This is a genomic window from Streptomyces sp. M41(2017), assembly GCF_002078175.1.
Classification (GTDB): domain Bacteria; phylum Actinomycetota; class Actinomycetes; order Streptomycetales; family Streptomycetaceae; genus Streptomyces.
Genome location: NZ_MWFK01000002.1, coordinates 227252 through 254101 on the forward strand (window position 1 = coordinate 227252; position 26850 = coordinate 254101).

General features: G+C 67.4%; 24 protein-coding genes. 11 read left to right on the forward strand and 13 right to left on the reverse strand.

From position 1 onward, the window contains the following. Window positions 1-129 precede the first annotated feature (129 nt). Window positions 130-417: a helix-turn-helix domain-containing protein gene (locus tag B0675_RS26695; protein ID WP_081222171.1), complete on the forward strand. Its 288-nt coding sequence runs from the start codon at window positions 130-132 to the stop codon at window positions 415-417. Between the two features lie 284 nt (window positions 418-701). Here the strand turns inward: B0675_RS26695 and B0675_RS26700 are convergent, their stop codons facing one another. Further along, window positions 702-1199 carry a hypothetical protein gene (locus B0675_RS26700; RefSeq protein ID WP_081222172.1) on the reverse strand — a complete coding sequence of 166 codons (498 nt, stop codon included), beginning with the start codon at window positions 1197-1199 and terminating at the stop codon, window positions 702-704. Between the two features lie 405 nt (window positions 1200-1604). Between B0675_RS26700 and B0675_RS26705 the strand changes: the two genes are divergently transcribed. The 3 genes from B0675_RS26705 (at window position 1605) to B0675_RS26715 (ending at window position 3629) form a co-directional block, all read left to right on the forward strand. Next, window positions 1605-2042, forward strand: a complete 438-nt coding sequence (locus B0675_RS26705) for a VOC family protein (protein ID WP_241540006.1) — start codon at window positions 1605-1607, stop codon at window positions 2040-2042. A 444-nt stretch (window positions 2043-2486) separates the two neighbouring features. Then, entirely contained in the window at window positions 2487-2927 is a 441-nt protein-coding gene (locus B0675_RS26710) for a hypothetical protein (protein WP_081222173.1), read from the forward strand. A 225-nt stretch (window positions 2928-3152) separates the two neighbouring features. Then, the gene (locus B0675_RS26715) at window positions 3153-3629 is read left to right on the forward strand and encodes a hypothetical protein (protein ID WP_081222174.1); all 477 of its coding nucleotides are present in this window, start codon (window positions 3153-3155) and stop codon (window positions 3627-3629) included. A 588-nt stretch (window positions 3630-4217) separates the two neighbouring features. Here the strand turns inward: B0675_RS26715 and B0675_RS41065 are convergent. Then, the gene (locus B0675_RS41065) at window positions 4218-4451 is read right to left on the reverse strand and encodes a hypothetical protein (RefSeq protein ID WP_143661115.1); all 234 of its coding nucleotides are present in this window, start codon (window positions 4449-4451) and stop codon (window positions 4218-4220) included. Between the two features lie 466 nt (window positions 4452-4917). Here B0675_RS41065 and B0675_RS26720 point away from each other — a divergent pair, with 466 nt between their 5' ends. Beyond that, complete coding sequence (locus B0675_RS26720; RefSeq protein ID WP_081222175.1) at window positions 4918-5235, forward strand: ankyrin repeat domain-containing protein; 318 nt, start codon at window positions 4918-4920, stop codon at window positions 5233-5235. A gap of 131 nt (window positions 5236-5366) precedes the next feature. Here B0675_RS26720 and B0675_RS42605 read toward each other — a convergent pair whose 3' ends face one another. From B0675_RS42605 to B0675_RS26750, 4 genes are all read right to left on the reverse strand, one after another. Further along, window positions 5367-5690 carry a hypothetical protein gene (locus tag B0675_RS42605; protein ID WP_347110029.1) on the reverse strand — a complete coding sequence of 108 codons (324 nt, stop codon included), beginning with the start codon at window positions 5688-5690 and terminating at the stop codon, window positions 5367-5369. Window positions 5691-6015: 325 nt separating this feature from the next. Then, entirely contained in the window at window positions 6016-7200 is a 1185-nt protein-coding gene (locus B0675_RS26735; RefSeq protein ID WP_081222177.1) for an IS701 family transposase, read from the reverse strand. Between the two features lie 53 nt (window positions 7201-7253). After that, a complete protein-coding gene (locus B0675_RS26740; RefSeq protein WP_143661116.1) occupies window positions 7254-7571 on the reverse strand; it encodes a hypothetical protein in 318 nt (105 codons plus the stop codon). Between the two features lie 706 nt (window positions 7572-8277). Continuing rightward, complete coding sequence (locus B0675_RS26750; protein WP_107482847.1) at window positions 8278-8649, reverse strand: ATP-binding protein; 372 nt, start codon at window positions 8647-8649, stop codon at window positions 8278-8280. 368 nt (window positions 8650-9017) lie between these two features. Between B0675_RS26750 and B0675_RS26755 the strand changes: the two genes are divergently transcribed. The 4 genes from B0675_RS26755 to B0675_RS26770 all read left to right on the forward strand — a co-directional run bounded on the left by B0675_RS26755 (window position 9018) and on the right by B0675_RS26770 (window position 14485). Continuing rightward, complete coding sequence (locus tag B0675_RS26755; protein WP_081222179.1) at window positions 9018-9617, forward strand: TetR/AcrR family transcriptional regulator; 600 nt, start codon at window positions 9018-9020, stop codon at window positions 9615-9617. A gap of 144 nt (window positions 9618-9761) precedes the next feature. Then, window positions 9762-11099, forward strand: a complete 1338-nt coding sequence (locus tag B0675_RS26760) for a DUF1254 domain-containing protein (protein ID WP_081222180.1) — start codon at window positions 9762-9764, stop codon at window positions 11097-11099. A 935-nt stretch (window positions 11100-12034) separates the two neighbouring features. Beyond that, complete coding sequence (locus B0675_RS26765) at window positions 12035-12448, forward strand: SHOCT domain-containing protein (protein ID WP_081222181.1); 414 nt, start codon at window positions 12035-12037, stop codon at window positions 12446-12448. Window positions 12449-12640: 192 nt separating this feature from the next. Further along, a complete protein-coding gene (locus tag B0675_RS26770; protein ID WP_081222182.1) occupies window positions 12641-14485 on the forward strand; it encodes a glycoside hydrolase family 15 protein in 1845 nt (614 codons plus the stop codon). Between the two features lie 60 nt (window positions 14486-14545). On the opposite strand, the gene B0675_RS26775 is transcribed toward B0675_RS26770, so the two are convergent. Continuing rightward, a complete protein-coding gene (locus B0675_RS26775; RefSeq protein WP_081222183.1) occupies window positions 14546-15955 on the reverse strand; it encodes an MFS transporter in 1410 nt (469 codons plus the stop codon). A gap of 1131 nt (window positions 15956-17086) precedes the next feature. Between B0675_RS26775 and B0675_RS26785 the strand changes: the two genes are divergently transcribed. Next, window positions 17087-18055 carry an alpha/beta fold hydrolase gene (locus B0675_RS26785; protein WP_107482848.1) on the forward strand — a complete coding sequence of 323 codons (969 nt, stop codon included), beginning with the start codon at window positions 17087-17089 and terminating at the stop codon, window positions 18053-18055. Window positions 18056-18185: 130 nt separating this feature from the next. Here B0675_RS26785 and B0675_RS26790 read toward each other — a convergent pair whose 3' ends face one another. From B0675_RS26790 to B0675_RS26815, 6 genes are all read right to left on the reverse strand, one after another. Then, on the reverse strand, window positions 18186-18530 hold the full coding sequence (locus B0675_RS26790) for an STAS domain-containing protein (RefSeq protein ID WP_081222185.1): 345 nt from the start codon (window positions 18528-18530) through the stop codon (window positions 18186-18188). Continuing rightward, window positions 18527-19810, reverse strand: coding sequence for a SpoIIE family protein phosphatase (locus tag B0675_RS26795; RefSeq protein WP_081222186.1), 1284 nt, complete (start codon window positions 19808-19810; stop codon window positions 18527-18529). The genes B0675_RS26790 and B0675_RS26795 overlap by 4 nt, the downstream gene beginning before the upstream one ends. Next, complete coding sequence (locus B0675_RS26800; RefSeq protein WP_081222187.1) at window positions 19810-20613, reverse strand: alpha/beta hydrolase; 804 nt, start codon at window positions 20611-20613, stop codon at window positions 19810-19812. Before B0675_RS26800 ends, B0675_RS26795 begins: the two co-directional genes overlap by 1 nt. 271 nt (window positions 20614-20884) lie before the next feature. Then, entirely contained in the window at window positions 20885-22987 is a 2103-nt protein-coding gene (locus B0675_RS26805; RefSeq protein ID WP_081222188.1) for a SpoIIE family protein phosphatase, read from the reverse strand. Window positions 22988-23500: 513 nt separating this feature from the next. After that, complete coding sequence (locus B0675_RS26810; RefSeq protein WP_347110038.1) at window positions 23501-24484, reverse strand: ANTAR domain-containing protein; 984 nt, start codon at window positions 24482-24484, stop codon at window positions 23501-23503. Window positions 24485-24538: 54 nt separating this feature from the next. Next, on the reverse strand, window positions 24539-25741 hold the full coding sequence (locus tag B0675_RS26815; protein WP_081222189.1) for an IS110 family transposase: 1203 nt from the start codon (window positions 25739-25741) through the stop codon (window positions 24539-24541). 375 nt (window positions 25742-26116) lie between these two features. On the opposite strand from B0675_RS26815, the gene B0675_RS26820 reads away from it, so the two are divergent. Then, window positions 26117-26455 (forward strand): ANTAR domain-containing protein, encoded by a 339-nt coding sequence (locus B0675_RS26820; RefSeq protein WP_241540008.1) that lies wholly within the window; start codon window positions 26117-26119, stop codon window positions 26453-26455. Window positions 26456-26850: the final 395 nt, after the last annotated feature.

The following is a 26850-nucleotide window of genomic DNA, read 5'->3' on the forward strand; positions in this document are numbered from 1 at the left end:
TCCGAAGCGCCGAGCAGAGCCAGTCCCGGCTACCCCAGAAACATCACCGCACCCTCAGCGAGCCGTCCCGTTTCCGGAAAACCGTTGCGGGTATCTGTCGCCGAAAGATGGCCGAGCGATGGAGCAGCGTTGAACGAGCAGGTCGGACGGTGGGACTTCTTCACCAACCACGCCCGCGTCCTGGCCGCCATCGCACGCGAACCCGCCTCCCGCCTGCGCGATGTCGCCGCAGCATGCGACATCACCGAACGCACCGCACAGAACATCGTCAACGACCTCGACCAAGCCGGCTACCTGCACCGCGAACGCGACGGACGACGCACCCACTACACCCTCCACCACCCCGCAGAACACCAAATCCCCCTCGCCGACCTGCTGGAAGTCCTCACCACCAGCCGCAGCCACGCCAGCGCCTGAGCCACCGGTTCAACCCTTGCCTAGGGTGACCCGCCTCAACCGGGGGTGAGGCGGCGAACTCATTGCGCACCGCAACCATCTCAGTGCGGCGGTCTCTGTGGAGAGCAGCCGGTGCATCTCCCGACTCCTCAACCGCACCCTCGCCAAACTCCGCGAAGGCATGCTCACCACCAGCTGACAACTGCTCCCGTGCTGATGGCACCGCCGCTGCCAAGCCCCTCCCCACCGCGGCCACGGACACCGAAGCGGGGCGGACCACCGGTACATGGCCGGCCCGCCCCGCCTCAATACGAAAAAGAGCGGACGTCGAAATGACCGGAAGCCCGGTAGTCCGCCAGGCGAGTCTGATCGGGCTCGAGGAGCTTCAAGATGTCGCAGGCGTACGCAACCGTGTCAGGTCCTCGTGCGGCTGCGATCTCGGCGTAGAAGAGCCATAGTCCCTTCTGGGCAGCCTGCTGGCACGCTTCCGAGACGTCCTCGTCGTCGTTGTAGATAAGTCTCAGCAGTAGGTCGAGTATCTCGGTCCTCGCGCCCACAGACAGGTCTTGAGTGAGGGCCGCCATCAGTACCGGCACAGCAGGGACCGCCGGCTCCTGCGGGAACGACTGGATCATGAGGTGGTTTTCGAGGCCGACAGCCCACGCGTCTTCCCTCTTCTTGGCGGCCGCCAGCAGCAGGAAATCGCCGGGCAAGTGAGCTGCGCTCTGTGCGCACGCGCATCGAAACGCCGCCCAGTCGTACCTGTCCAGCTCTGCCTTCATGAGCTCACCGGCGTTCAGCACGTACCTCCACGATGCTCACCGCGACAGCGCCGCTTCCATCTGGCTGTCGCAACTCGCACGCTAACGGAGCGGGATTGCCACCGGGCGGGAGTGCCTGGCAACGTTACCCAGCCTGATCTCTTGAACTGTCAGACAGTGTGAGATGAGGGCTCGCCGGCCCACTAGCGGGTCTTCGCCGATGCCGAGGTGGCCGTCGCCAAACGCCATGCCGGGCACGTGCGCTTGCGCGTCTTGGCCGCGGCCCCCTGACGATCGACACCGTCACCGCCTGGACCGTGGACGACCTCAAGCACTCCGATCACCGAACGACCCGCGCAGCTCGCTCCCTTCGCCGACGAACCGTGCCACACGGAACCAAGAGCGCTACCTTCTCAGCGTCTCTGTAAGAAGCCGTGAAGGGATCCGATGACGTTCATCAGGCGCTTCGACCACGTCGGCATCACCGTCGCCGACCTCGACACAGTGTCGGCGTTCTTTGTCGACCTCGGCCTGGAGGCCGATGGGAAGATGGCAGTCGAAGGCGAGTTCCTGGACACGGTGATCGGGAAGACGGGCGCCCGAACGGAGATCGTCATGCTGCGGCCGCCCGGCGGAGGCACGACGCTGGAGCTCTCAAGCTTCACCCGGCCGGACCACCTCCCGGGCTCCCCTGCCGCGCCGGCCAACGAGCTCGGCCTACGCAATGTCGCCTTTGAAGTGCACGACCTCCAAGCCGCCGTCGACCATGCCGCGGTAGACGGCTACAGGCGGGAGGAGCCGTTGTTTCCGTTCCACTTGATGGTCGCTTCGCTCTTGCCGCCGTTGGCGGAGCAGGAGGCCGAGTATGTGAGTTGCTCCGTGTAGGTGCCGGACGTCAGGTCAGGGTCGCCTGTGCACGTGTTGTAGTTGATCTTGCCCTTGTAGGTGGTCACGCGGGGCGTGATGAGCAGCCCGGGGCTGTAGGTCTGGGTGAGGGGGCCGGAGCAGGCCACCACGAGGCCCGCCTCAGCTGCAGCCGTCGTGCGGGCCGGTGGTGCGGCAGCGGCCGGCACGACGGTGGCCAGTCCGGCGAGGCGTGCGGTGGCTGAGAGGACGGCCACGGCGGAACGCAGATTCCCGCCGCCAAATATTGCGCCCAGCGCCCTGGCTCCCGGAGGTTGCGGGCAGAGGTACCGCTGTGACACTGGTGACTGAACGGTGACGAGAAGCCCCACAACTATCGGCGCACGCCCCGGGTCTCCTCATGCAGGCACGGCAACGACCAGCCGTACCTGCCACCTAGGCACACACCACACCAGGGGGAACCTCATGAAGTCGACCCGCCGGACAGTGACAACCGCCGCCGCGCTGGCGGCCCTGGCTCTGAGCGGCACGCTCGCCGCCACCGCACCGGCCTCGGCCGCCACACCCACCCAGTACAACGGCGCCTGCGGCGCCGGATACGACGTCATTCGCGCCACGCCCATCCGCTCATCGCAGTCCACCGTCGCCGCCACGACGTTCGTCACCTTCAACAGCATCGCCGGCAAAGTCTGTGCAGTTACCGTGCGCACTACACCCGGGGCCCGCGTCTTCATGGAAGTCACTCTCGACACCTGGCCCTACAGCAGTGGCGAGGCCCGCGAGGCCGGCTCCTTCACCAGCTACGCGGGCCCGGTCTACAAGGACGTCCCCGATGACGGCCAGTGCCTGACCTGGAGCGGCTCGATCGACGTCTACTACAACTCCGAGAACGGCAACTGCACCTGATCGCCGTCCCGCTGCTGTGGCAGGATCAGTAGACCGGCCACAGCAGCGTCGCCCGCCCGTGCACTGGCCCCCAGTAGCCTCGCGAGCCCACACGGCTTGCCGCCCCGGCGGCCGGGGTGGTCGAGGTGCCCGCGAAGCTGTACCGGCGGGCTCGGCTACTTCTGCCGGTCATTGCCCCACGACGGCGAGTGGACACGCTCCGCGCGCCGCGAGTGGCGGATACGCGTGGCGCCCACAACCGGTGAGGAGGCCGGCTACTGGGTCATGGTCAGCAACACGGCGACCGGAGAAGACCACAACCTGGATCGCCACCGGCTGGCCATGGCGTGGATCTACGGAGACGTCGTGCATCACGACACCGCCAGGCGCCAAGAGGCAGACCCCTTCGGGCTCGTCGACCGCTTCCGCGCAGCAGTACCCCTCATCGCCTGGGCCATGATCGGCACGATCGAGCTCCTGAACTTCACGCGCGCCCTCCAGAAAACGGCGTCCACCGGCACACGCAGCTGCTCGGCCGCCTCCGCGGCGGCCACCGGCCCGGCAACGGCCGCGACGGAAGTTCTGAACTGGGTCCACGCTTCGTACGATTCGGCGAAGGCAGAGCGCCACGGGTCCGGCGTGGACTGCTCGTTGGTCCCCAGGTCGACGAACCGCCACTACGCATTCGACAGCAGCTTCGTGCTCGCGATGCACGCGCCGTAGGCGTCCGGCGTGCGGTTTCACGTCGATGCTGCCGGTCTGCCCATAACTGCCGCTGCTGCTGGCGCCCTTGGCTCAACGACGGAGACCCAGCCCCGGCGACCGCTCCCAGCGCGCCGATCGCCGTACCTGCCAGTCCCACCACGCTCACGTCCATCCCCGCGGGCCTGGCCGTCAGTCGGTCTCGCCGGCTGTCCGCTCACCGGAGCTTGGCGATACGAGGCTCAGGCGCGGTTTCGCACCGGGTGCGGCCTCAGGCTGCGCAGCGTGAGCCCAGCCGTGGGCGTGCATGCTCTCGGTCGCCCAGGCCTCGAACAGCCCGGGGCACCGCCACAGGATCCCGGTCCGGATCCGCGTACCAGGCGACGAACCCCCGGGCAGCCAGCCAGTGAGCGTCACACCCGGAGGCACCGGCTGCCGTCAACGCCCTCATCCGATCACCACCGCGGGGAAGGACGCTGCTACGACGGACGGTACGAGCACGCCGTCGCTCTGGCTCGAGCGACCCCAGAACCCGGCTGAGCTGGCCGAGGACCTCGACCTAACCCCCGCTCATGGACACGCTGCTAGCCCAGCCCACGGTGTGAACGGTCAGTCGCACACGATCGTCGAGATCGACACCAAGCGTGTGATCGGCACGTACTTGGTCACCCACTGGCCGTTCTCCCAGACCAGCTGAGACACATAGGTGGTCACCGGAACGACCCTGGTGACCGTGTGGCAGGCCGCCGGAGCTGCCTGAGCACCCGTCGAACTCATCAGAACGCCCCCACCGGCCAGCACAAACGCGGCGGCCGTTGCAGCACCAATCCTGCGCATACCCATCTGAACACCTCGAACTTCGGAGCCTGATCCTGCTCGGTCATCCATCACCTTTTACGTTCCCAGGGCGATACGCCATCAATTCGACCCAGGTTGAAAGATCACGCAGCTCGGTCGCTGCGCCCGAAGCAACAAAAGGAAGCGGCCCCCAATCCGGAACAGCGGCGCTGAGGAGGTTTGCCGCCTCACTCGGATGCACGGACACGACGTGCGGCGCCTGGAAGACGGGCGCAGCGTGGAGTACAGGTGGCCGGGCCCGCGTTCCTGGCCGCCCCGGCCCGAACGACGTGTCTGCCGCCCCCGGCCACGTACCACCGGGCATCGCGCACCGGTCGATGCGCGACGGTGAGGACCCGGGACCGTGGCGGCCCCGGGTCCTCACCCATGAGGTTGAAGAAGTCATCTCACCTGGTGGCGGACTGTCAGGTGGTCGCTGGACGGGGCGCTGCGGTGAGGGTTGAATGCCCGGGTGAGCGTCTACTGGACACCCGCGCACCACGCGGTCGAGAACGAGGATGCTGAGACCTTGGCCCGGTTGCTGGCCGGCGGGAGCGATCCTGATGAGATCTTCGGCAACATGACGCTGCTGATGCACGCGATCGACGTCGAGGGCGATGGGGCCCTGCAGAGCGGCCAACCGCTGACCGTGCACACCACTGCCGTGCTGCTGGCCTTCGGGGCTGACCCGCAGCTCGCCGATCCAGACGGCCGCACCCCCATGGACGTGGCCAGGCACTACAGCCACAACCTGGCCGTGCAACTGCTGCGGGACCACATCAGCGACTGAGCCGCTGGGAAGGGCAGAACCGCAGAGGCAAAAGCATCCCGGCGGGGCGGACCGGCACCTGGCCCGCCCCGCCGCTTCACACGATGGCCGGGCGCCTCCCGTATCCATGTCGAAGGCACCCGGCCGGGCGGTCAGCGGTGGTGGCGACCGTGGTGGCCACGGTGACCCCAAGACGCTTCGTCGACGAGACGGCCGTGCTCGTTGCGCAGCGTCGCGGTGTCGGAGTCGTTGTCCCACACGTAATTGCGGCGGTCCTCGTAGACATCGCGGGGGGTGTCCAGACCGATCCCGGTGTGGACGCGGACGGTGGCAAGTACCGGACGGAAGACGAGCAGCAGCACGTCCGGGGGCAGTTCCGTCTCGCGCATGGCGGGCACGAAGCCGAGTGAGGCGCTGGCGGCCAGTTGCAGGACGGGCGCAGCGACCCTGAGTCGCTGGGCGATGGCCCCGCTCACGAGCAGGGCGCACCCGAGGATCACGACGAACTCGAGCGCGGCTATGAGTCTTCCTCCTGGAGGCGGTGTCGGATGAAGGGGGGTTCGGGTGCCTCGTTCAGGGCCCGACCACCCGCACCGGCGTCCGGACCAACGATCCGATGATCTAAACGAAACGGCCTAGTACTGCAACGGTGTCTGTCCTGATTGCTGGGCAGTTTTCAGGGACTGTGTCCGCGTCGTTTGTAGTGGCTGGTGCGGGCTTGGTGCTGGCGTCGTCGGCGCCATGTCGACCAGTGCAGGATGTGGTCGACGGGGGTGGGTCGGCGGTCGGTGAGGCGGGTGATCAGTCGTCGTATCTCGGCGAGGCTGAGGTGGATGAGCTGGGAGGATCCGTTTCTGCTTTCTCCGTGTCCAGCTGGCGGGCTCGCAGGACGGTGAGGCATGCGTGGGCGGCCATGGCGAGTGTCATGTGGCGGTGCCAGCCGGGGTAGCGGCGGACCTGGTAGTCGTCCAGGCCGCACTCCTGCTTCGCCGTCTGGAAGCACTCCTCAACAGCCCAGCGGCTGCCCGCGATGCGGATCAGTTCGTCTAGCGTGGTGTCGGCGGGGCAGTAGGCGATGTAGTAGGAGATCTCGTCAGGCCGGCTGACGCTGCGGCGGGCGAGAACCCAGTGCCGGCGGTCCTCACGATGCCAGGGCCTCACCTCGACGCGGGCCCAGTCGTAGATCCGCCGGCCGTGGGCTCCCGCGCCGCACGAACGGCGCTTCCACTTCTGCCGTGGCAGGCCGGGAAACAGCTCGTGGACGGGGTGATCGATGGACCAGCGGGTGACGACCGTGTCATGCCGGGTGGTGGCCATGACGTGGAAGATGTCGGCCTGCTCCAGCTCGAACCGCCAGCCCTTGCTGTAGCCGTAGGCGGCGTCCGCCGTCACCCAGCCGAACGGGATCCGGCCCGCGACGGCCTTGCGGACCATCGCATTGGCCATGGCCACCTTCGTCTCGAAGGCGACCTCGTCGCCGATGCCGGCCCGGCGGCAGCGTTCCCGGTCTTCCGTCCACGACGTGGGCAGATACAACCGCCGGTCGATCAGCGTGCGGCCGCGGCCGGTGGCGTAGGCGAGGAACACTCCGATCTGGCAGTTCTCGGTGCGGCCGGCGGTTCCGGAGTACTGCCTTTGCACCCCGGCCGACAGCAGGCCCTTCTTCAGGAAGCCGGTGTCGTCGACGATGAGCACGGCGTCTCGGTCGCCGAGGTGTTCCACGACGTAGTCGCGGACGTCGTCCAGGACCTCGTCGGCGTCCCACTCGATCCGGTTCAGCATCCGCTGGATACGGTCCGGCCCCTCATGACCGGCTTCCTCGGCCAGCGTCCAGCCGTTCTTGCGCTGCAACGGAGCGATCAGGCCCCGCATGTAAGCCAGAGCCGACTCCCGCGGCTCCGACCTACTGAAACGGTGCGCGAACCGTCCATGCACAGCATCCAGTTCACCCGCCCACACACGCACATCCGCAAGGTCCCCACCCATACCCACACCAACGACCGAACAGGCCAGCAGTCACGGTAGACACCGTTGCAGTACTAGTTGACCGGGTGCTCGTCGAGCCATTTGCTCAGATAGCGGGCTGAACCAAGCACCGCCTGCCGGTTCGAGTCGAACGCGTTGGCTCCTTTGTCCTCCCCCTCAGCGTAGCCGGACTCCATGGTGTCCATTAGGTCGAAGGCGGGTGACCAGAACACCAACGACGCTCCCGTATACGCGCGCATGGCCTTGCGCAGGCTCCGGGCCGGCCCCATGACGCTCGTCATCTCATCCCAGCATGTCCCGGCAGCCTTCGGGCACGGATCTTTGACAGTGCGCGCGACGGCATCCTGGAACGTGTCAGTGGCATGGGCCACACTGGGCTCCGCTTGCCCCGACCCGCCCTCCCCGCCGACGTCGCACCCGCTCACCGTGACAGTCACCGCCGCCAAGAGCACGCCCGCGACCGCCCTCCCCCACATCTCTCTCCCCATGGAGCGGCATCGTCGCAGCAGCAATCAACGGCGACACTGCCTCCCAGCAAACTTCCCGCATCGCGAAGGTGTCGGCTCACTGGCTAATCCGCCCTTGCCGAAGGAGCCAGCCGTATGTCCAGTACAAGATGATCCGTAGGGTACTGATCAACTGCCTTCTCGCTGCTGACGCTCGCGAAGCCGTCGCACATGCATGGCGTACTGCCCGGCCCGCGACCTCTGAGCTCGATCAATCAAAAGCCCTTGGGGATCCGTAGCGTGCTCCTACAACTCGACTTCGAAAAGGTCTGCATCCACTTCGACAGCCGTGCCAGCGTGTCCAGATCCTGCTCAGCGGTCGGACGCATGCGAACCTCGTCCCTCCGTGCCTGCCTGCTCGCTTCGGCTTCGTCCACCTCGCTAATAGAGGTGCGACCAGGCTGCATAGAACTTCGGCCAACCAAGATCCGAGAGGGACGGCCCGTGCTTGGATGTCTGCGCGCCGATCCGCTCGACGAAGGGCATCCGCGGGACCGACCCCAACGCAGTCCCGCCGCAGTCGGTGTCGCGCCTCGTGGTTGCCCACGGGGGACATCGGCCGCCCTGGTGATCAGGTCCCGTTGGGAACGCCTGTCCCGGTGGGTAGGTCATGGGGAGGGATGTCGAGTTCGAACCAGACCGTCTTGCCCCTTGTCGTTGGGATGCAGCCCCAGGCGCCGGCGAGGATGTCCAGGAGTTCGGTGCCCCTCCCGCTTTCGGCGTCCTCGGCGACCGGGCTTCGAACGGGCTCCGAGAAACCGACATCTTCCACCTCGCAGCGCAACCGGCCGTTCTGCGTCTGCAAGGTCAGCCTGATCGGGCCGGGAGTGTGCCGCACCGAGTTGGTAATGAGTTCGCTGACCAGGAGCTCCACTGTGTCTGCGAGGCCTCGCAGCTCCCACCCGGTGACCTGCTGGGATGCCAGTTTTCGGGTCTCTCGCACGCAGGTGCCTCCCGGGACGAGCGGCCACGAAGCACCTCGCACTGCGGCGACACGCTCACTGAGGGGCCGCAGCGCGGAGGACCACAAGGCCGTTTGCCGGCCGCACCAGGGCACGTCCGGGACTGTTTCGGCGGCCGTCGCGACCCGGCTCAGCAGTCGCAGGCCCGCTCGGCGCCTGATGCCGCGCCCCTCATTGGGCTGGATGGACTGCGCCGCAGAGCGCTTGATCGCGCGGGGGCCCACTGAAGATCAATTCCTCTCTTGGAGAGTTACTGTAGCGACTGCTACATTTATCATTATACACATAGCATCCATTACGGTAAATAGGCAACCTAACGGACAACAGCGACACCGGGACGGGGAGGGTCATGGCACGCCCGAAGGATCTGACCAAGCGCACGGAACTGCTCGACGGAGTCCGCGCCTATGTCCTGGAACACGGCCTGATCGGCCTGTCCCTGCGTCCGCTGGCGCGCCAGCTGGGCACCAGCGATCGCATGCTCCTGCACTACTTCGGAACTAAGGAGCGGCTGGTCGCCGAGGCTCTGGCCTGGGATGCAACCCGCCCCTTCCTTCAAGCGCGACTTCTCTTGGAGGGCACCGAGCCTCCCCGCGACGCCGCGGCTCTGCGAGACTTCATGGCCGACGTCTGGCAGCAGTTGCGTGCCCCCGGACGGCAGCCGGTGGTGCGCCTCTTCCTTGAACTGATGACGGCCAGCCTGCACGACCCCGATCGCTACGGACCGCTCGTGCGCCAGGTCCTCACCGAATGGACAGAACTGCTCACGCCCGCCTTCGTCGGACTGCGGATGTCACCCGAGCGCGCACGGACGGAAGCCACCCTCCTGGTCAGTGCCACCTTCGGCCTGCTCGTCTCGCCCCTGGCGGATGACCGATGGGAAGACGCCGATGCCGCCTTCCGCACCCTCCTGGACCGACTGCAGTCCGGCTGGAGCAGCCCGGCGTAGTACCTCACGGCTGGTCGGCGCACCAGCTGCCGCTGGCCGAGCGCTGTCCGATTCTCGGGAGTGCGCGGTTTCGTCCGGAATGCGGGTCCGGTCCGGACGTTCTAGCGTCGGGACGCGGGAGTCACAGGAGAGGCAGGAGTGGTCATGGCGGACGGACAGTTGCGGCAGTTGGCGACGGAAGCATGGCTGTACGGCTATCCGCTGGTCACCGCCGGCGTCACCAAAGACGTGATGACCGCGGTTGCCGCTAGGGACGATGACCGCCGCAAGGCACCGGTCAACCAGTTCTGCTACATGCGGCGCACTCCGGATGCCTCGTTCACGGAGGTCGTGTCACCGAACGCCGACACGCTGTATTCCAGTGCCTGGCTCGACCTGTCCGAGGAGCCGTTGGTATTGAGCCTGCCCGATTTCGGGGACCGGTTTTGGATGGTGCCGATCCTCAACGCGTGGTCCGATGTCGTCGCCGTCCCGGGCAGACGCCAAAACGGTGCGACGGCCGGCCCGTTTCTCCTGGTGGGCCCCTCCTGGTCCGGAAGTGTTCCGGACGGCATGACGGTGATTCAGTCGTCCACCGCAGTGAACTGGATCATCGCCCGTTACGCCACGGCCGGCCCCTCGGACTTCGCGGCCGTCAACCAGCTCCAGGACGGCACCCGGCTCACGCCCCTGTCCCAGTGGACTGGCAACCCGGACGACTACAGTCCGCCCGTCGACGCGCCCGTCGCCAAGGGCATCGACGCAATCACCGCGCCCGTCAGCCAGGTCCACCAACTCGATGGCGCGGCGTACTTCACCCGGCTGAACCAGCTCATGGTCGACAACCCGCCCAACCCCGACGACACCACGGTCCTGGACCGCCTGGCCCGACTCGGTATCGCCCCCGGAGCCAGCATCGCGGAGCAGCCCGAAGAGATCCTCGAGGTGCTGGAAGCAGCCGCGGCAGCAGGACCCGCGACCCTGCAGGCTTTCAAGTCCCAAGCCGAGTCACCCGACCATCAGATCAACGGCTGGACCATCCACCGCGGCCTCGGCAACTACGGAACCGACTACGCCAAACGCGCCATGGTCACCTGGCTCGGCTATGGCGCGAACCTCGACGTCGATGCGCTCTACCCTCACGCCACCACGGACGCAGACGGAAACCCCCTCGACGGCACCCACCAGTACGTCCTGCACTTCGAAAGCGGTCAGACCCCGCCCGTTCAGGGCTTTTGGTCACTGACGATGATGAACGACCAGCAGCTCTTCGCCGACAACCCCCTGGACCGCTACGCCATCGGCGACCGCAGCAACATGCGCACTAACAGCGACGGCACCCTCGACGTCTACATCCAACATGAGAATCCCGGCCCCGAACGCGAAAGCAACTGGCTCCCCGCACCTGAGGGAAGCTTCAATATCTTTCTGCGCCTGTACTGGCCCAAGGAAGTTGCTCTCGCAGACACGTGGACCCCTCCACCCCTCAAGCGCGCCAACTGACCGAGGACGCCGCCAGAGGCGTGTTGGTCGCATCCTGCTGCGGGCTGCATAGCTGATATCCCCAGGCTGGTCGACCGCAGTCAGGCAGAGCAGCCGGATGGAACCGTGCGGCACCGGTGAAGCAACGGCCCTCTCACGTCCCGTCGGCGCACCGGGATCATGCCTCGTCCGCACTGCCGTCCAGCCGTGGCGGGACACGGGGCGTGCGACACACTCACCGTTGGCCCCAGGCCACCGTTGAGTTCGACAAAGGACCCGTGTCACCGATCCCGGAGGTTCCGACCCCAGCGCCCTCGATGTCGATGCAGTGAGGTGCAACGTTTACAGCACCATCCACACCGGTCGCGACGTACACAGGGCCCGGACGAAGAGTATCCGTGTCGAAGAAGACCTCCAGGCAGACGAGTCCGCCAGGAGCGAGGTGCTTCGCGAAGGTGGAGAGAGCTGAACATCAGCTTCCACGACGGCCAGGAAAAGGACGTCAGGACGGTCGGCGACATAGTGGAGGCCGCCAGGGCGTCGTACGGCCGCTGACCGCTGTCTGTCGGCGCGGGGCTCAACTCGCTGCAAGAGATGCGGCTGAGCCGGCGACGATCAGCGCGCGACACACCCTGCCATCTGGGCACGCCATCACCCCTTCACTTTCGGCCCTCAAGGGGCCCAGCGCACGTCGAGCGGTCCGCCCCATGCGATATGCACGCTCACCCGCACCGGGTGATTCCGGCCAGCCCCTGGACATCCACGCTGGAGACGCGAGCAGCAGTCAAGTCTCGTGACGGGCGGCGTTTCATCACAGCGTCCGCTCCCGCCCACTACCAGCAGAGGCCCATCGACTTCACCGCCGTCCCCCAGGGCGAGAAACCCACTGCTGGAGCAGCTCCGCCGGCGCCCCCGCCATTGACCGGCGGCGCTTGTACGACGATGGGAGACCAAGGATGAACGGCTCGACGCTCCAACTGGCCGCGGACTATCCCCTCATGAACGTCTTCTGGAGCATGCTCTGGTTTTTCGTGTGGATCCTGTGGTTCGTATTGCTTTTCCGGATCATCGGGGACATTTTCCGCGACGACGATCTGAACGGCTGGGGTAAGGCCGGCTGGTGCGTCTTCGTGGTGATCCTGCCGTTCCTGGGCATCTTCGTGTATCTGATCGCGCGGGGCCGCGGGATGGGCCAGCGTGAGGCGAAGCGCATCCAAAGAGGCCAGGAGGACATGCAGGCTTACATCCGCGAGACCGCCGGTACGACAGGGAAAGCCGATGAGCTGGCGAGGCTCGCGGAACTCAAGAATGCGGGCCATCTCACCCCGTTGGAGTTCGAGCAGGCCAAGGCCAAGGTCCTGGCTGCCTGACGGAGACGGGACCGGGCAGCGCAGGAGGGCTGACGAGGCGTTGGAGGCCCGGTGCAGTGATGAGGTGACCGGCCGACCGGCTTGTGCCGTAGGGGCACCGCCGGTGGTCAAGCGGGAGATGGAGCTGCCGGCGGGCCTGACGGGAGGACATCCTGGGACCCGGGGCCGGCGCGAAGTACCGAGGAGGCTTGTGTGAACGCGTACCCCCCGATAGCGGATCACGGCATTGTCGGTGACCTGCAGACCGCGGCGCTCGTGGCCGCCGACGGAACCGTCGACTGGTGGTGCACCCCTCGGTTCGACTCCCCCAGTGTGTTCGCCTCGCTCTTGGACAGTGACCGCGGTGGCTTCTGCCGCCTGGCCGCCGATGTCGGCGACGCCACCGTCCGCCAGCTCTACCTGCCCGACACGGCCGTTCTGATCACTCGCTTCATGACGCCGGACGGAGTCGGTGAGGTCGTCGACTTCATGCCGCCCGATCCGGGACTGACGCCGTCACCCCGGCACCGGCTGATCCGTGTCGCGCGGGTGGTACGCGGCAGCATGCCGTTCGAGCTGATCTGTCAGCCCCGCTTCGACTACGGCCGGGCCCCACATCACCTGACCCGGCTTGATGACGGGTCGGTGCTCTTCCGCGGCCCTGGCACGGATCTGCATCTGCAGGCAACCGCCCCGGTCGCCCTGCATTCGAACGGCACGGATGTGTCGGCCCGGTTCACACTGCAGGCAGGAGAGCGTGCCGCGGTGCTGCTGACCAGCCAGTCGGGCGAGGCGGGCACACTGGACGGGCAGCCCGGGGGTCCGACACCGGGGGCCGACGCGGTCAGTGCCGAGCTTGAGGCCTGCACGGCGTTCTGGCTGGACTGGCTGCGCGCCTCCCGCTACCGCGGCCGCTGGCACGAGATGGTCACCCGCTCCGCCATCACTCTCAAGCTCCTTACCTACGCGCCCACCGGCGCTCCGATCGCCGCCGCCACTATGGGACTGCCCGAGCAGATCGGTGGGGAGCGCAATTGGGACTACCGCTTCACCTGGGTCCGCGACGCCTCGCTGTCGGTGCGAGCACTGATCAACCTCGGTTTTACCGCAGAAGCCAACGCCTTCCGCCGCTGGCTGCGCGAGCGCCTGGACGCCGGGGGAACCGCTTCTGGTGAACCGCTTCAGATCATGTACCGCGTCGACGGCGAACCCCATCTGACCGAAGAGGTGCTCGAGCATCTGGAGGGCTACCGTCGCTCGGGCCCGGTGCGGGCCGGCAACGCCGCTGCCGACCAAATCCAGCTCGACATCTACGGCGAAGCCGCCTACGCCCTCGCCCCGGCCGAAGACATCGGCGCCGTCCGCGGCTGGAACGCCTTCGCACACGTCATCGACTGGCTCACCGATCACTGGGACCGTGCGGACGAGGGCATCTGGGAAACCCGGGGCGGCCGCCAGAACTTCACCTATAGCCGCCTGATGACCTGGGTCGCCTTCGACCGGGCGATCAAGCTCGCCACCGAACACGCCCGTCCCGGCGAGCTCACCCGCTGGCAGGACGCACGCGACGCGGTCTTCCGGCAGATCACCGACCAAGGTTGGAGCGCAAAGCGCCGCGCTTTTGTCCAGCACTACGACACCGAAGTCCTCGACGCATCCCTGCTTTTGATGCCCAAGGTCGGCTTCCTCACCCCCACCGACCCCGACTGGCTGACCACCCTCGACGCCATGGACAGCGAACTCGTCAGCGACAGCCTCGTCTACCGCTACGACCCGGCAGCGTCCCCCGATGGCCTGCGCGGATCGGAGGGCACCTTCAATCTCTGCAGCTTCCTGTACGTGGAGGCACTCGCCCGGGCCGGCCGCCTCAACCAGGCCCGCTACGCCTTCTCCAAGATGCTCACCTACGCCAACCACGTCGGCCTGTTCGCCGAAGAGATCGGCCCCTCCGGCGAGCAGCTCGGAAACTTCCCTCAGGCCTTCACTCACCTCGCCCTGATCGATGCGGCCCTCGCCCTGGACGAGGAACTCGACCGTGCCGAGGGGCGCACCGGCTGACCGCACCAATCCCGGCCCCTTGTGCTTTATGGGCGGCCAGCCGCGCCGGCCGGACGGGACCTACTGCTGTGACGCGTCTGGCGGCGCCACCGTCCCGGCTCCGGTAGCCGCGCTCCTGCTGCGGGGCAGCAGGCCCGCGGCCATCAACCCGACCAGGCCGACGGCTGCGAGCGCCGCCGTCGCCGCCGCATACGCACCCTTGCTGAGCCCCGACACCAGGATCGTGCCCGCCACGGCAGTGCCGAGCGAGGAACCCAGGTTGGAGACGCTGCGCGACAAGCCGGAGATCTCGCCCTGCTGCCTCTCGGAGAAGCACGACTGGACCACGTTCACCGACGGGGTGAGCATCACCCCCAAGCCCAAGCCGATCATCAGCAACCCGGGGGCGAACGCCCACGCGCCGGGCTTCCACGCGACCAGGGCCAGCAGCACCGCGATGCCGGCAATCGTCACGACGAAGCCAGCCATGATGAGAGTGCGCTGCGTATGGCGCCGGGCCAGCTTCTCGGCCGCCAGCGACGAAGCGAGGATGCCGAGGGTAGCGGCGGTGAAGATCACGCCAGTATCAATCGCGTCGTAGCCGCGGACGACCTGCAGGTAGGCGGCGACGGTGAACGAGACGCCCATCAGCATCAGCCACTGCGTGTTCTGGGTGACCAAGCCGAGGTTGGATGTCCGGTTGCGGAACAGCGCCATCGACAGCAACGCCTCCCTGCCGGCGCGCTCACGGCCACGCACCCAGGCGAAGAAGCAGACCAGCACCAACCCACCGGCCAGCAGCAGGCCCAGCGCCAGCCAGCCGTTGTTGTCGACGGCCAGGATGCCCGTCACCAGCAGCACCAGGCCCGCTGCCGACATCACCGCCCCTACCGTGTCGAAAGGCCGGGCCGGGTCGGGCGGCAGCGGATCGACGAGTCGACGGCTGAGCACCACGATCGCCACGATCACCAGCGCCTGGAACACGAATGCGGCCCGCCAGCTGATCGCACTCGTGATCAGCCCGCCGATCAGCGGCCCGGCGGCTGCCCCGATCCCGCCCATCGCCATGATCGCGCCGAACGCGCGCGCCCTCGACGCCGTGTCCGTGAACAGCAGCGTGGTCAGAATGTAGACCGGCGGGATCAGCAGGGCAGTACCCACGCCCTCCAGAATCGAATTCCCGAGAATCAGCACACCCAGCCCCGGCGCTGCCGCACTGAGGACCGCCCCGGCCCCGTAGACGACGAGGCCCGCCAGCAGACAGCGCTTGCGCCCCCACTTGTCGGTCAGCTTCCCGCCCGGGATCATCAGCGCGGCCATGACCAGCAGGAAGACGGTGATCGCGACCTGGACACCCTGCACGGTGGTGTTCAGGTCTTCACTGATGTCGTTGATCATTACGTTCATGTTCGAGCCCGCGAAGCTGCAGATGAACTGCGCCAACGCCAGCGGAGCAAGCACCCACCGAGCCCCCGTAGCCGTCGCCGCCATAGCGCCACCTGCCCATCCGCCGAGTCCGATGCTCTGAAGAAGTGCGACCATCGATGCGAGCAGCCCTCCGCTGCCATCACCTCACCGCCATTCCGACCGTCGCATGACCCGCCGCAGCTGGGCCGAAGGCGCGCAGCAGTTACGCCATGGCAACCCTCGACCACTCTGATCAGATGGGCCGCTTCGGGTGGCGTAGAGCCACACAGGCACTGGCAAGGACCTGGCCCCGTGATCCATTTCGTCAACCTCCCAAGAGCGGGCAGGTGATCACGGCTGGGCCCGCCAAACCGGGCGGGCGGTGCTCTCCAGGAGCGTGCTTTGGCCTCACATGGCGACGCCGGGCACGGTGACCAAGCCTGTGCTGGTTCCGGGCTGCTGCCGCGGACAGACACGGCGGAATTTAACGATCTAGCCCACCGTCGGAGCGGGGTTAGCCCTTCGTTCACACCACGACGGCCGCTTCGGGCCTGGATCGTCCCTGTGTCACCGCGGAGGGCTCCGTCAGCCATCTGAACGGCAGGGCGCCTGCGTCCGACCGTCGGCACGACGATCCGCCCGTCGATGGCGGCCAAAACCTCTGGGTTGCAGGCTGGAGGGATGTTCGTCATGTCCTGGGGGGCCGGGAACATCGCCCAGGCGTCGTCCCAATTCCACGACATTGAGACAGCAGCCGAGCTTCTGTGCGCCTCCGTCAAGCGCGCCGTTTGGTACGGCGCTGCGCAGGGGGAGAAGCCAGCGTTCCAGCGCGCAGCCGAGGAGTTGGCAGACGCTATGCGCTGCACGGGGCAGGCAGCGATCGCCGCGGGACGCGACTGGAGAGGGGAAAGCGGACCCGCGTGGGTCGCGCTCTTTTCTCGAGGGGATCGATAGCCCGTGAAGCCCGGCACCAGCCGCTACGCCAGTCTTTGTTCACGAGTTCCGGCAGCAGATGTTCACGGCCTTGACAGCGCCTTGGACGTGCCGATTCGAACAGCGACGGCCGCAGTGCCTGGCGTGCGTTTAGGACAGTACTCGTCCGCAATCCGGCATATCGTCGGTGTTGGGTCGCCGATCCGGGATCCTTCGCTCGACGATGACAGCAGGTAGCGACACATCACCCTGATTGCCTGCCCGTGTGCAAGGAGTACGAGAGTGAGCATCTCCGAGGCCACCGACCGCGCCGACAGTTTCGTCCCCCACCGCTACCGTGAGCAGCTGGTGGACCTGGGCGAGATCCGCATGAACTACGTCGCCGTAGGAGACCCGGATGCGCCGGCGCTGCTGCTTGTTCCCGCGCAGGGCGAGTCCTGGTGGGGCTATGAGGAAGCGATCGGGCTGCTGAGCTCCGAGTTCCAGGTGTTCGCGATCGACCTGCGCGGCCAGGGCCGTACCACCTGGACGCCGAGCCGCTACAACCTGGGCACCTGGGGCGCCGACGTCGAGCGGTTCATCGACCTGGTCATCCAGCGGCCGGTGGTCGTCGCCGGTAACTCCTCCGGTGGCATTATCGCCGCCTGCGTTGCCTCCTACGGCAAGCCCGGCCTTGTTCGCGGCGCGATCCTGGAGGACCCGCCGCTGTTCTCCTCCCAGGCCGCCCCGCCTTATGGGCCGGGCATGATGCAGACCCTCGGCCCGATCTTCGCCTTGTGGGCGAAGCGGCTCGGCCCCCAGTGGTCGATCGGCGACTGGACCGGCATGGTCAAGGCCGCCCCCGCCGAGCTGCCCGCCTTCCTCCATCCGGGCATCGGGTTCATGATGGGCGACGGCAACCCCGGGGCCGGCGCCTCGGCCACTCCGGTGCAGCACCTGAAGGAGTACGACCCCGAATGGGGCCAGGCATGGGCCACCGACACCGCCAACGCGGGTGTCGACCACGCCACGATGCTCGCCCAGGTCAAAGTGCCTACCCTGCTCACCCACCACTTCCACATGACCGCCCCCGACACAGGCCAGCTCATGGGCGCGATGACCGACATCCAGGCAGCACAGGCCCGACGCCTGCTTGAATCTACCGGCCAGCCGATTACCTTCACGCCGCTGGACGCCCCGCACACCATGCACGAACCGATGGCGCGGCAATACGCAGACGTCATCACTGAATGGATCAAGACGCTGCCTTGAGCCCGGCGCAGCGCTGGCCGCCGAACTTGCCGTGCCGGCTGCCCGCGGAGGAACGGGCGCGTGAGCCCTTGGGCTGATGGCTCCCCGAACGGCTGCGGCTGCCAGGGTCCATCCGCGCGCAGCGAGCCGCTCAGTAAGCCGTGGAGCGGAAGGCCGCTCCGTCCGCTTGCATGCTGAAGACCTGGTCCAGGCCGGTCAGAGACAGGATCCTTGCGGTTGTGGCGGGGACCGAGGCCAGGGATATACGTGCGCCGTGCTCGGTGGCCAGGTTGTGGGCGGCTAGTAGGCCCGTAAGGCCGCTGGAGTCGCAGTAATCGAGGCCGGCCAGATCCAGGACCAGCAGCTGTTCGTCGGTCAGGGTGAGGGTTTCGAGGGCTTGCCTGAGGTCGGGGGTACTCGCGTAGTCGAGGTCGCCGACGATCTCCAGTACGGGACCGGTTGCGGCGTCTCGGCGGGTGATCGTCACTTGAGTCATGTCAGGTCTGCGTCTCCGTGTTCGGGGGCGGGGAGTGTGGTGGGCACGCCGAGAGCGAGCAGGGCAGTGTCGTCGTCGAGGCCGTCACCGAAGCCCGCGAGGAGCCCGCTCAGTGCGGTGATCAGCGCCTGCGGACCTGCCGGTGACTGAGTGGCGGTGAAGGTTCGGAGAGCCTCTTCGCCGTAGAGCTCGCGCTGGGGACCGATTCGGGCCTCGGTCAGGCCGTCGGTGTAGAGCAGCAAGGTGTCGCCGGCGGCCAATTCGGTGTGGGCGCAGGTGAATGGCGGGTTGGGCAGGACTCCGATGAGCATCCCGCCGGGAGTGGGGAGGTAGTCGGCGGTGCCGTTCGCGCGCTGGATGAGCACCGGGGGGTGGCCGCCTGAGGCCAGGTGCACGCTGACGTGTTCGCCGTCTGGCTGTAGGACACCGAATATCGCGGTGCAGTAGCGGGTGTCTCCCCGGGTGTATCGCTCGTGCAGGACCGTGTTGAGGGTGCTCAGAACGGTTTCGGGGTCGGGGTTGTGTAGGGCGGCGGCCCGCAGCGTCGAGCGGGTCAGAGAGGTCAGCGCGGCCGCCTGGGGGCCCTTCCCGCAGACGTCGCCGAGGAAGAATGCCCACCGGTCTGCGTCCAGAGGGAACAGATCGTAGAAGTCTCCGCCGAGCAGGTCCGGGGAGGCCGTGTGGTAGTAGGAGGCGGCCTCAAGGCCGGGGATCTTGGGGAGTTCGGCGGGGAGCAAATTCTGCTGAAGGACGGCGAGTGCCTCTTGGAGCCGGGCGCGGTCTTTTTCCGCATGCTGGCGCGCGGTGTCCGCCTCCTGGCGGCCGCGCAGCAGCTCTTGTTCGTAGGCTCTGCGATCGCGGGCGTCGAAGAGGGTGGTGCGGATCAGCAGTGGCTCGCCGTCCTCGCTGGTCTTCACCTTCGAGGTGGCCAGGACCGGCATCCGCTTCTTTCCGCCGGCTTTGAGGTCCAGGGCGATGCCGCTGACCTCGCCCTGCATCTGCAGCGTCGGCGCGAAGTGCGTCTCGTGGTAGAGCTTGCCGCCCACAGTGAGGATGTCTGCGAACCTCATCTGGCCCACCACTCGATCCCGGGGCAGGCCCAGCCAGTCCAACAGTGTCGTGTTGATCTTCGCGATGGTGCCGTCCATGAGCGTCGACAGATAGCCGCACGGGGCCTGCTCGTACAGCTCCTCGACACTGTCCTCCAGCAGTGAGGTGAACGCGGCGTCCGTGACGGCCGCGTCGTGCTCTGTATCAAGGTCCTTGTCGCGCTCGCACATCATCGGGCGGCACCGAGAAACTCGCTGATGGCTGCGGCTGTGGCCTGCGGAGCACTCAGCTGCGGGCAGTGGCCCGTCGCCTCCAGCGTGATCAGGCGGCTGCCGGGGATCGCGGCGTGAACGTAGGCGCCGACCTCGCGCGGGGCGATGATGTCCTGCCGGCACTCCAGGACCAGCGTCGGCACAGTGACCTTCTTGAGATCCTCACGGCTGTCGGACAGGAAAGTCGCTCGGGCGAAGACTCGGGCCATGTCCGGATCGGTCGCGCAGAACGAGGCGGTCAACTCCTCACCGAGCTCCGGCCGGTCCTCATTCCCCATGATCAGCGGGGCCATCGCAGCCGACCAGCCCAGATAGTTCGACTCCAGCGACTCCAGCAGCTCATCGATGTCTTCCGCGCTGAAGCCGCCTCGGTAGCCGTCAGCGTCGATGTACCGGGGGGAGGGGGCGACCATCACCAGGCTGGAGAAGCGTTCTGGCGCTCTGGCCGTAGCGAGCGCCCCGACCATGGCACTGACTGAATGTCCCACGAAGTGCACATCGCGCAGGTCCAGGTCCTCGCAGATGTCCAGAACGTCCTGGGCGTAGCCCTCCAGAGAGCTGTAGCGCTGCTCGCTCCACGCTACGGAGTCCGAACCGCCGGAGCCTACGTAGTCGAAGAGCACGACGCGGTAGTCCTTGACCAGCATGGGGACCACACGGCGCCACATGTTCTGGTCACAACCGAACCCGTGTGCCAACAGAAGCACCGGCCCGTCCGCACAGCCCGTGACGGCGACGTTGTTCCTGCGACAAATTTCCATCCCGCCAGTGTCCCACCCCCTGGATAGGCTTTGCTCGCCGGGCGATGGAGCTCAACCGCCCCACCGGGCTGGTCGTGACAAACCGATTTTCCCGCCGGCCAGTATGAGCGTCCGCGTCCAGGCGCGGGACGGCAGAAGGGATACAGGCCGGCCGTCGTGTAACTGGCCGTCCGATCGGATGACTGTTGCTGTCGTGACGTGTATGAGCCCCGGACGGGGCTTCAGGAGCTCGAGTGTTCGGCCGAGCCTCGTGGTGGGCCGGGAGGCTCTCCTATGTCATGCGGCGCAGGAGGAGCAGGGCGGTGTCGTCGGTGTGCCGCCCGGTGGGCCAGGCATGGTGGATGAGTCGGTCGATGAGGCTTTCGACGCTCTCGTCATGGTGTTGGCCAAGATGTTCGGCCAGGTCGGCAGCTTTCTGGTCGGCGTCGGTTCCAGGTACTTCCGTGAGTCCATCGGTGTAGAGGGCGAGGGTGCCGCCCAGCGGGAGCGATAGCTGGGTGACGGGGTACGGCGCGCCGATGTCGATACCGAGAGGTGGGGCGGGGTCGAGTTCGAGGACCAGTCCCGGTCGTCCGGGCTGATGCAAGAGGGGCGGCGGGTGGCCGGCGCTGGCCAGGGTGGCTTGCCCGTCCCGGAGGTCGATCCGGATGTAGAGGCACGAGACGAGCAGGTCCGTGCCGAGGTCGGCCATGACGCGGTTGGTGTGGGCCAGGACGTGGTTCGGCGGTGCGTCGGCAGTGGCGTGGATGGCGGTGCGCACCTGGCCCATCAGGGCGGCCGCGGCGACGTTGTGGCCCTGTACATCGCCGATGACCGCGGCGATGGTGGTGGCGTTGAGGCGGACCACGTCGTAGAAGTCGCCGCCGATGTCCATGCCGCGGCTGGCCGGCAGATACCGGGCGGCCATGGCGAGGCCTGGGACCTTCGGGAGCATGCGCGGAAGGAGTGCTTCTTGAAGGCCCAGGGCGAGATTGTGAACGGCGTCGTAGAGCTGGGCTCGGTCGAGCGCCTGGGCGATGAGGCCGGAGAGGGAGGTGAGGACCGCTCGTTCGTCGGCGCTGAAGGTATGCGGTTGGTCGTAGGAGAGGATGCAGCAGCCGACGGGTTGGCCGGAGGTGAGCAAGGGCAGGAAGGCCCAGGCCTTCTTGTCGCTGAGGACCGGGGCTCGAGGATAGTCGCGGGCCATCTCCTGGGGGCTGGCGACGAACAGCGGGATGCCGGTGGTCAGTACGTGCCCGGCCGGAGTGATGTCGGTGTCCACGGGCAGGCCGTCGAGACGTTGTACCGTCTCCGGGCTGTAGCCGTGCCAGCCGGTGATCTTCAAGCGGCCCGCGTCGGCCGCGGAGATGACCAGGCCGTCGGCGCCGAAGGCGGGCAGGACCTGTCCCGAGACCAGCTCGACGACATCGCTGACAGCCACCGTTTCGGTCAGAGCTGATGCCAGGTGCAGAAGCTGATAGAGGCGGCCGGTGGGAGCGTTTCGCGATGTCGTCTCCATGGGCCGGTACGACGGGGTGGGATGAGGCTGGTCGACGCCGAGGCCGTGGGGAGGGCGGTCGGAGTCCGCTGCCTCGGTCACCCGGACGCTGATCCCACTGGCGTCGGGGTAGAGCTGGAATCTCAGCAGGCGGTTCGAGGGGTGTCGCGTGGTGAATTCCACCTGCTCGCGGCTGATGACGGCGGTGCGATAGTGGTCCTCGACGGCTGGCTGGTCGAGCCAGGGCATTGATTGCCAGGGGCGGGTTCCCACGATTCGGTCGGCGGTATGTCCGAGCAGGGTGGCCGCTGTGCTGTTCATGAAGGTGATACGGCCCTCCAAATCCAGCGCCAGGGCTCCTTCGGGGAGCCGCTCGGCGTAGTCGGCGGCCGCCTGCGGAGTGCGGCCTGTGTGCGAGCGGGTCTCAGCGAGTGGCAGCCGAAGGGGCTCCCCGGGTGCCTGGGGCGGTGTCACCGACCGATCCAGGGTATGCGCGATGCGCCGGGCCTCAGTGGTGATGTGCCCTTGTTCGCGCCGGGTGGCTCGCGCCGGGTGGGAGGCAGGCCACAAGAGAACAAGTCCGCCCCAGCAACGAGAACGACCGGACAGCGGCGCGGCCGCGAGGGCGAAGCGATACGGCACGCTCGCAGCGACTCTCGGGTATGTGCGGGCCATTTCCTCCTGAGAGCCGACCCACACCAGACGGGCCTCACGCACGGCCTCGCTGACCGGCGCGACGGTCTCGAGGGGCACGCGATGCCACGGCACCACCACCTCCGCTGGCAGCCCGCACGACACCGCCATTTCGAGCGTCTGTCCGGCCTCGTCTAGGAGGTAGAGAAAGCCTGCCGAAGCACCGGTTCGCTGCACTGTCCCGGACAGAGCGCTCACGAGCATGTGCTCCGTGCTGGGCGGCTCATTCTCGCCGGGTGCAGTAATCCGCATATCAGGACAATACGCCGGAGGGGTGTGCTCACCCAGCGCGAGGGCTTCAGGCCCGCAGGACGCCTGTGTGCCACGTCCGCCAGCGTCAGCGCTGGGTGGCCCTCGGCTGGGCCAGGGTCGCGTCCAACACGATGCGCCCGTGATCGCCACGCAGACCTGACGGGTATCAAAAGTCCTCGAAGCTGGCGATGACGGGGCGACCGCTCCGGTCGGAGGGGCCGCCGGGCGGAGGCCAGCGCACACCTTCGAGAGGGCTGGAGGGGGTGGGGGTGCGTAGGCGGGTCCGGGCACGGAGCGCAGCCGAGCAGACGCACAGCCGCCCCCCGCTTCGGTGGCGGCTCTCGCCTGACTGCCTAAGCGAGCCCCGTTTGCGAGAGGCCGCCTCCGTACCAACCTGAACCGGCATCCGCTCTGCACACACTTCCATCACATCTGCTGCACGGCTAGGGCGCGCGAGCCATAGGTTCACTGCGGCCGGTCGGGGCCTTTGCCGTTCGTGCCGGTTGCCTGGGCGTGGAGGTGTTCCAGGGCGTCCAGGACGACGGTCTGGCGGTGCCAGTGCAGCCACCGCCCGACCGCCGCGCCGGTCGCAGCCAGTGCTGTGAGCTGCGTCTGGCTGAAGCCCCGCAGTGTTTTCTCGTGGTGGGAGGAGATGATGCCCAGTACCTGGCCGGCCCGGCCGATCAGAGGGAGGCTGTGTGCGGCGCGGCTGCCCGCCTGCAGGATCGCGTGGCGGGAGTCCTCATCGAAGACGTCGGCCGACTCCACGTTCTTCACGGTGACCTGCTGCCGCTGCCGTGCGGCCTGGGCGCAGGCGGTGCCGGCGTCGTGGACGAAGGCGAAGAAGTCGGTGAACTCCCGGTTCAGGCCGGTGTGCTTCTCCAGGCGGAGCATGCCGTTCCCGACGAGCTGTACGTTGCCCATCCCGGTATCGGTGATGTGCAGGACACGGTGGAGACCGGCCTTGAGTACCGCACTGTGACTTTGCTGCCCGTCCCGCGCGACGCCCAGCCCGGGCAGCGCCGGAGCGGCCGTGCGGGGGCGCCTGGGGAACCACAGGCCGTCCTGGATGTCCGGGCCGGCGATGCGTGCCACCAGCTCGGCGACCGTGTGCAGCTTGATGTTGAAATGCTGCGAGGCACTGCGCAGCAGAGTGAAGGCGTCCTCCGGCGAGCGCAGACGGTAGCGGTCCATGAGAATCACCTGCGCCGAGTCCACGCTCGCACGGGCCAGCTGGCGGTTGCGCAGTTCGAGTGGGCTCGGTGCGGCCGCGTCGGGAGATGCTTCCTGTTGCGCTGGTGGGACCGACGGCGGGTGGATGCGTGCACGCGTTTGATCACTCACGGAAGGGCACCTCCGGGCACCACAAAGACACAGTGGGCCGCACCGGGCGGCGAACCCGCGTGCGACGTGCCTGTGTCCTAAGCACCACCGCCACCCTAAACGCACCCCCGCAGTCTGCGAAGAGAGCCCTGCACCGGGGGGGTGCCTCTATGTCTTTCGTCAAGCGAGGCGTGGGGTTCGGGGTTCGTAGAAGGTGCCGTCGCGGAGCATCGCGAACAGCACGTTGATCCGTTGCCGGGCCAGGCGGAGAAGTGCTTGCGTATGGGTTTTCCCTCGGGCTCGGCATTTGTCGTAGTAGGTGCGGGAGGCCGGGTCGTGCAGAGCGGCGAACGCGGACAGGAACATGGCGCGTTTCAGGACGCGGTTGCCGCCTCGGGGTGCGTGTTCGCCGTGGATCGAGGTCCCGGACGACTTCGTGGTCGGGGCGAGTCCTGCGTAGGAGGCGAGGTGGGCGGCGGTGGGGAAGCCGGTGCCGTCGCCGACGGTGACCAGCAGGGTGGCGGCTGTCCTGACGCCGACGCCGGGCAGCGACGTCAGGACCTTGGAAAGAGGGTGGGCCTCCAGCAGGGCGCTGATCTGGGCTTCTGTGGCCCGGCGTTGTTCGTGGACGGCGCCGAGCGAGCGGGCCAGGGAGGGGATGACGATGTCGAGGGTGCCGGTTCCGGGGACGATGACGGTCTGTTCGTCGAGCGCGTCGAAGACGTCGTCGATCAGCCGCGCGGCCATGCGCGGGGCCTTGGGCCGGGTCACCTCGACGAGTCGGCGGCGGCCTGCTTTTCGCAGGGCGGCCGGGGATCCGTAGCGCTCGAGGAGCCAGGTGACGGCCTGGTGGTCGAGCCGGGGGCCGAGGACTCGTTCCAGGCTGGGGTGGAACTGGGTAAGCAGGCCGCGGATCCGGTTGCTGGTGCGGGTTGCCTCGGCCGCCAGGTCCTGGTCGAAGCCGACGAGGACCGTGAGCTCGGCGGTGATCTCGTCGGTGAGTTCCAGGGAGCGCAGGGTGTGCGGCATGGTGCGGGCCGCGTCGGCGATCACGGCCGCGTCGCGGGCGTCGGTCTTCGCCTCGCCGGGGTAGAGGTCGGCGATGCGCCGCATGGACAGGCCGGGCAGATAGGCGACCTTGCAGCCGGTGTCGCGAGCCACCGTCAGCGGGAGGGCTCCGATCGAGGCGGGCTGGTCCACGATCACCAGGATGGCGCCGAATTTGGTCTTCAGTTTCTCGAAGACGTCCCGCAGCTTCGGTTCGGTGTTCGGCAGTTGCTTGTCAAAGACCTTCTTGCCGGCCGGGGTGAGTCCGTGGCCGTGGTGATGGCTCTTGCCGACGTCCAGGCCCAGGAAGACGCCTATCTCGTCGTACTCGTTCAAGCCGTCCTCCCGAACGGGGTTGTGCGGTGCCGGCCTCGGCGTTGGCGTCGTGCGCGCATCCACGTTATGCAGACCTGCCGCCCGCAAACGGCCCGGCGTTGCACCGGGCCAGGCGATAGTCGGACCTCTCATCAGCGTCTCCAACGGCGCCTCTCGGGCCCGGTGACACCACCCCCCAGGTCATCGGTTCGACAGGGGGGAACAGTCATGCCGGGCCCGGAGGCCAGCGGCCCTCTTGCAGGACCGCGAAGAACATAACGGGGGAGGGCAGGGTCTGGCAGAGACCGGGCCCATACCGTGACGGAACTCGGGCAGGCGAAACGGAAGAGGCTTTCCCGCCGGGACGGCATGATCGGTGTATCAGCGGAGGCAGCCGTGTCCGTCCACACCAACGGATCAAAACCATCAGCACCCGCCGCGGCGGAAGCGGTGGAGCAGCTGCGGGAAGAGAATGCTCAGCTGCAGAAGGCGGTCCACTCCCACGCCGTCGTCGACCAGGCCATCGGCGTCATCCTTGCCGCAGGGAAACTGACCCCCGACCAAGGCTGGAATGTCCTGCGGGCGCTCTCCCAGAACACAAACACCAAGCTCCGGCACGTCGCGGAACTGATCATCGAATGGGCGCGCACCGGCAGCCTCGGCCAGGACATCCGCACCGAGCTGGAACGCCAACTTGCCTCCCGCGACCGCTCCGCAGCACCGCCTGAGGGCTGAGCATCGAGATCCCGTTCGTATGGAGTGGGGCGGGTCGGGCTGGAAACGATCAGCCACGGCCATATGAGTATCCGACTGCCCAGCAGTGCGCACGCTGTGCCACCGGCGCCCGCCGTTGCCACCGGGCCCCATCGACGGCATCTCCGCGCGGGTGGCCGTGCGCACCGGCAGCTTCAGGTCAGAACACCAAGCGACGTTCCCGAGAACCAATATGGCGCTTGCTCCGGGCCAGTTGGAGACTCCGCGTTACCCCGTGAACTGGCAGAGGAGGGGGAAGACGCGGGCACTCGCCGGTCCGTTGTCAGCGCTCACGTGTAGTGCGAGGTGTGCATTGCGAGACTTTTGCCCGCGTTGTCCTGATGAGGTTTAGATGAGTGGGGGTGCCCCTGTGTGAC

Excerpts from the sequence above, each read along its gene's own strand:
- B0675_RS26795 (WP_081222186.1), bottom strand. The coding sequence starts at position 19,810 with ATGTGCGAGCGCGACAAGGACCTTGATACAGAGCACGACGCGGCCGTC.
- B0675_RS26760 (WP_081222180.1), top strand. The coding sequence starts at position 9,762 with ATGGCGGACGGACAGTTGCGGCAGTTGGCGACGGAAGCATGGCTGTAC.
- B0675_RS26805 (WP_081222188.1), bottom strand. The coding sequence starts at position 22,987 with ATGCTCGTGAGCGCTCTGTCCGGGACAGTGCAGCGAACCGGTGCTTCG.
- B0675_RS26710 (WP_081222173.1), top strand. The coding sequence starts at position 2,487 with ATGAAGTCGACCCGCCGGACAGTGACAACCGCCGCCGCGCTGGCGGCC.
- B0675_RS26765 (WP_081222181.1), top strand. The coding sequence starts at position 12,035 with ATGAACGGCTCGACGCTCCAACTGGCCGCGGACTATCCCCTCATGAAC.
- B0675_RS26755 (WP_081222179.1), top strand. The coding sequence starts at position 9,018 with ATGGCACGCCCGAAGGATCTGACCAAGCGCACGGAACTGCTCGACGGA.
- B0675_RS26705 (WP_241540006.1), top strand. The coding sequence starts at position 1,605 with ATGACGTTCATCAGGCGCTTCGACCACGTCGGCATCACCGTCGCCGAC.
- B0675_RS26790 (WP_081222185.1), bottom strand. The coding sequence starts at position 18,530 with ATGACTCAAGTGACGATCACCCGCCGAGACGCCGCAACCGGTCCCGTA.
- B0675_RS26800 (WP_081222187.1), bottom strand. The coding sequence starts at position 20,613 with ATGGAAATTTGTCGCAGGAACAACGTCGCCGTCACGGGCTGTGCGGAC.
- B0675_RS26735 (WP_081222177.1), bottom strand. The coding sequence starts at position 7,200 with ATGGGTGGGGACCTTGCGGATGTGCGTGTGTGGGCGGGTGAACTGGAT.
- B0675_RS26775 (WP_081222183.1), bottom strand. The coding sequence starts at position 15,955 with ATGGCGGCGACGGCTACGGGGGCTCGGTGGGTGCTTGCTCCGCTGGCG.
- B0675_RS41065 (WP_143661115.1), bottom strand. The coding sequence starts at position 4,451 with ATGGGTATGCGCAGGATTGGTGCTGCAACGGCCGCCGCGTTTGTGCTG.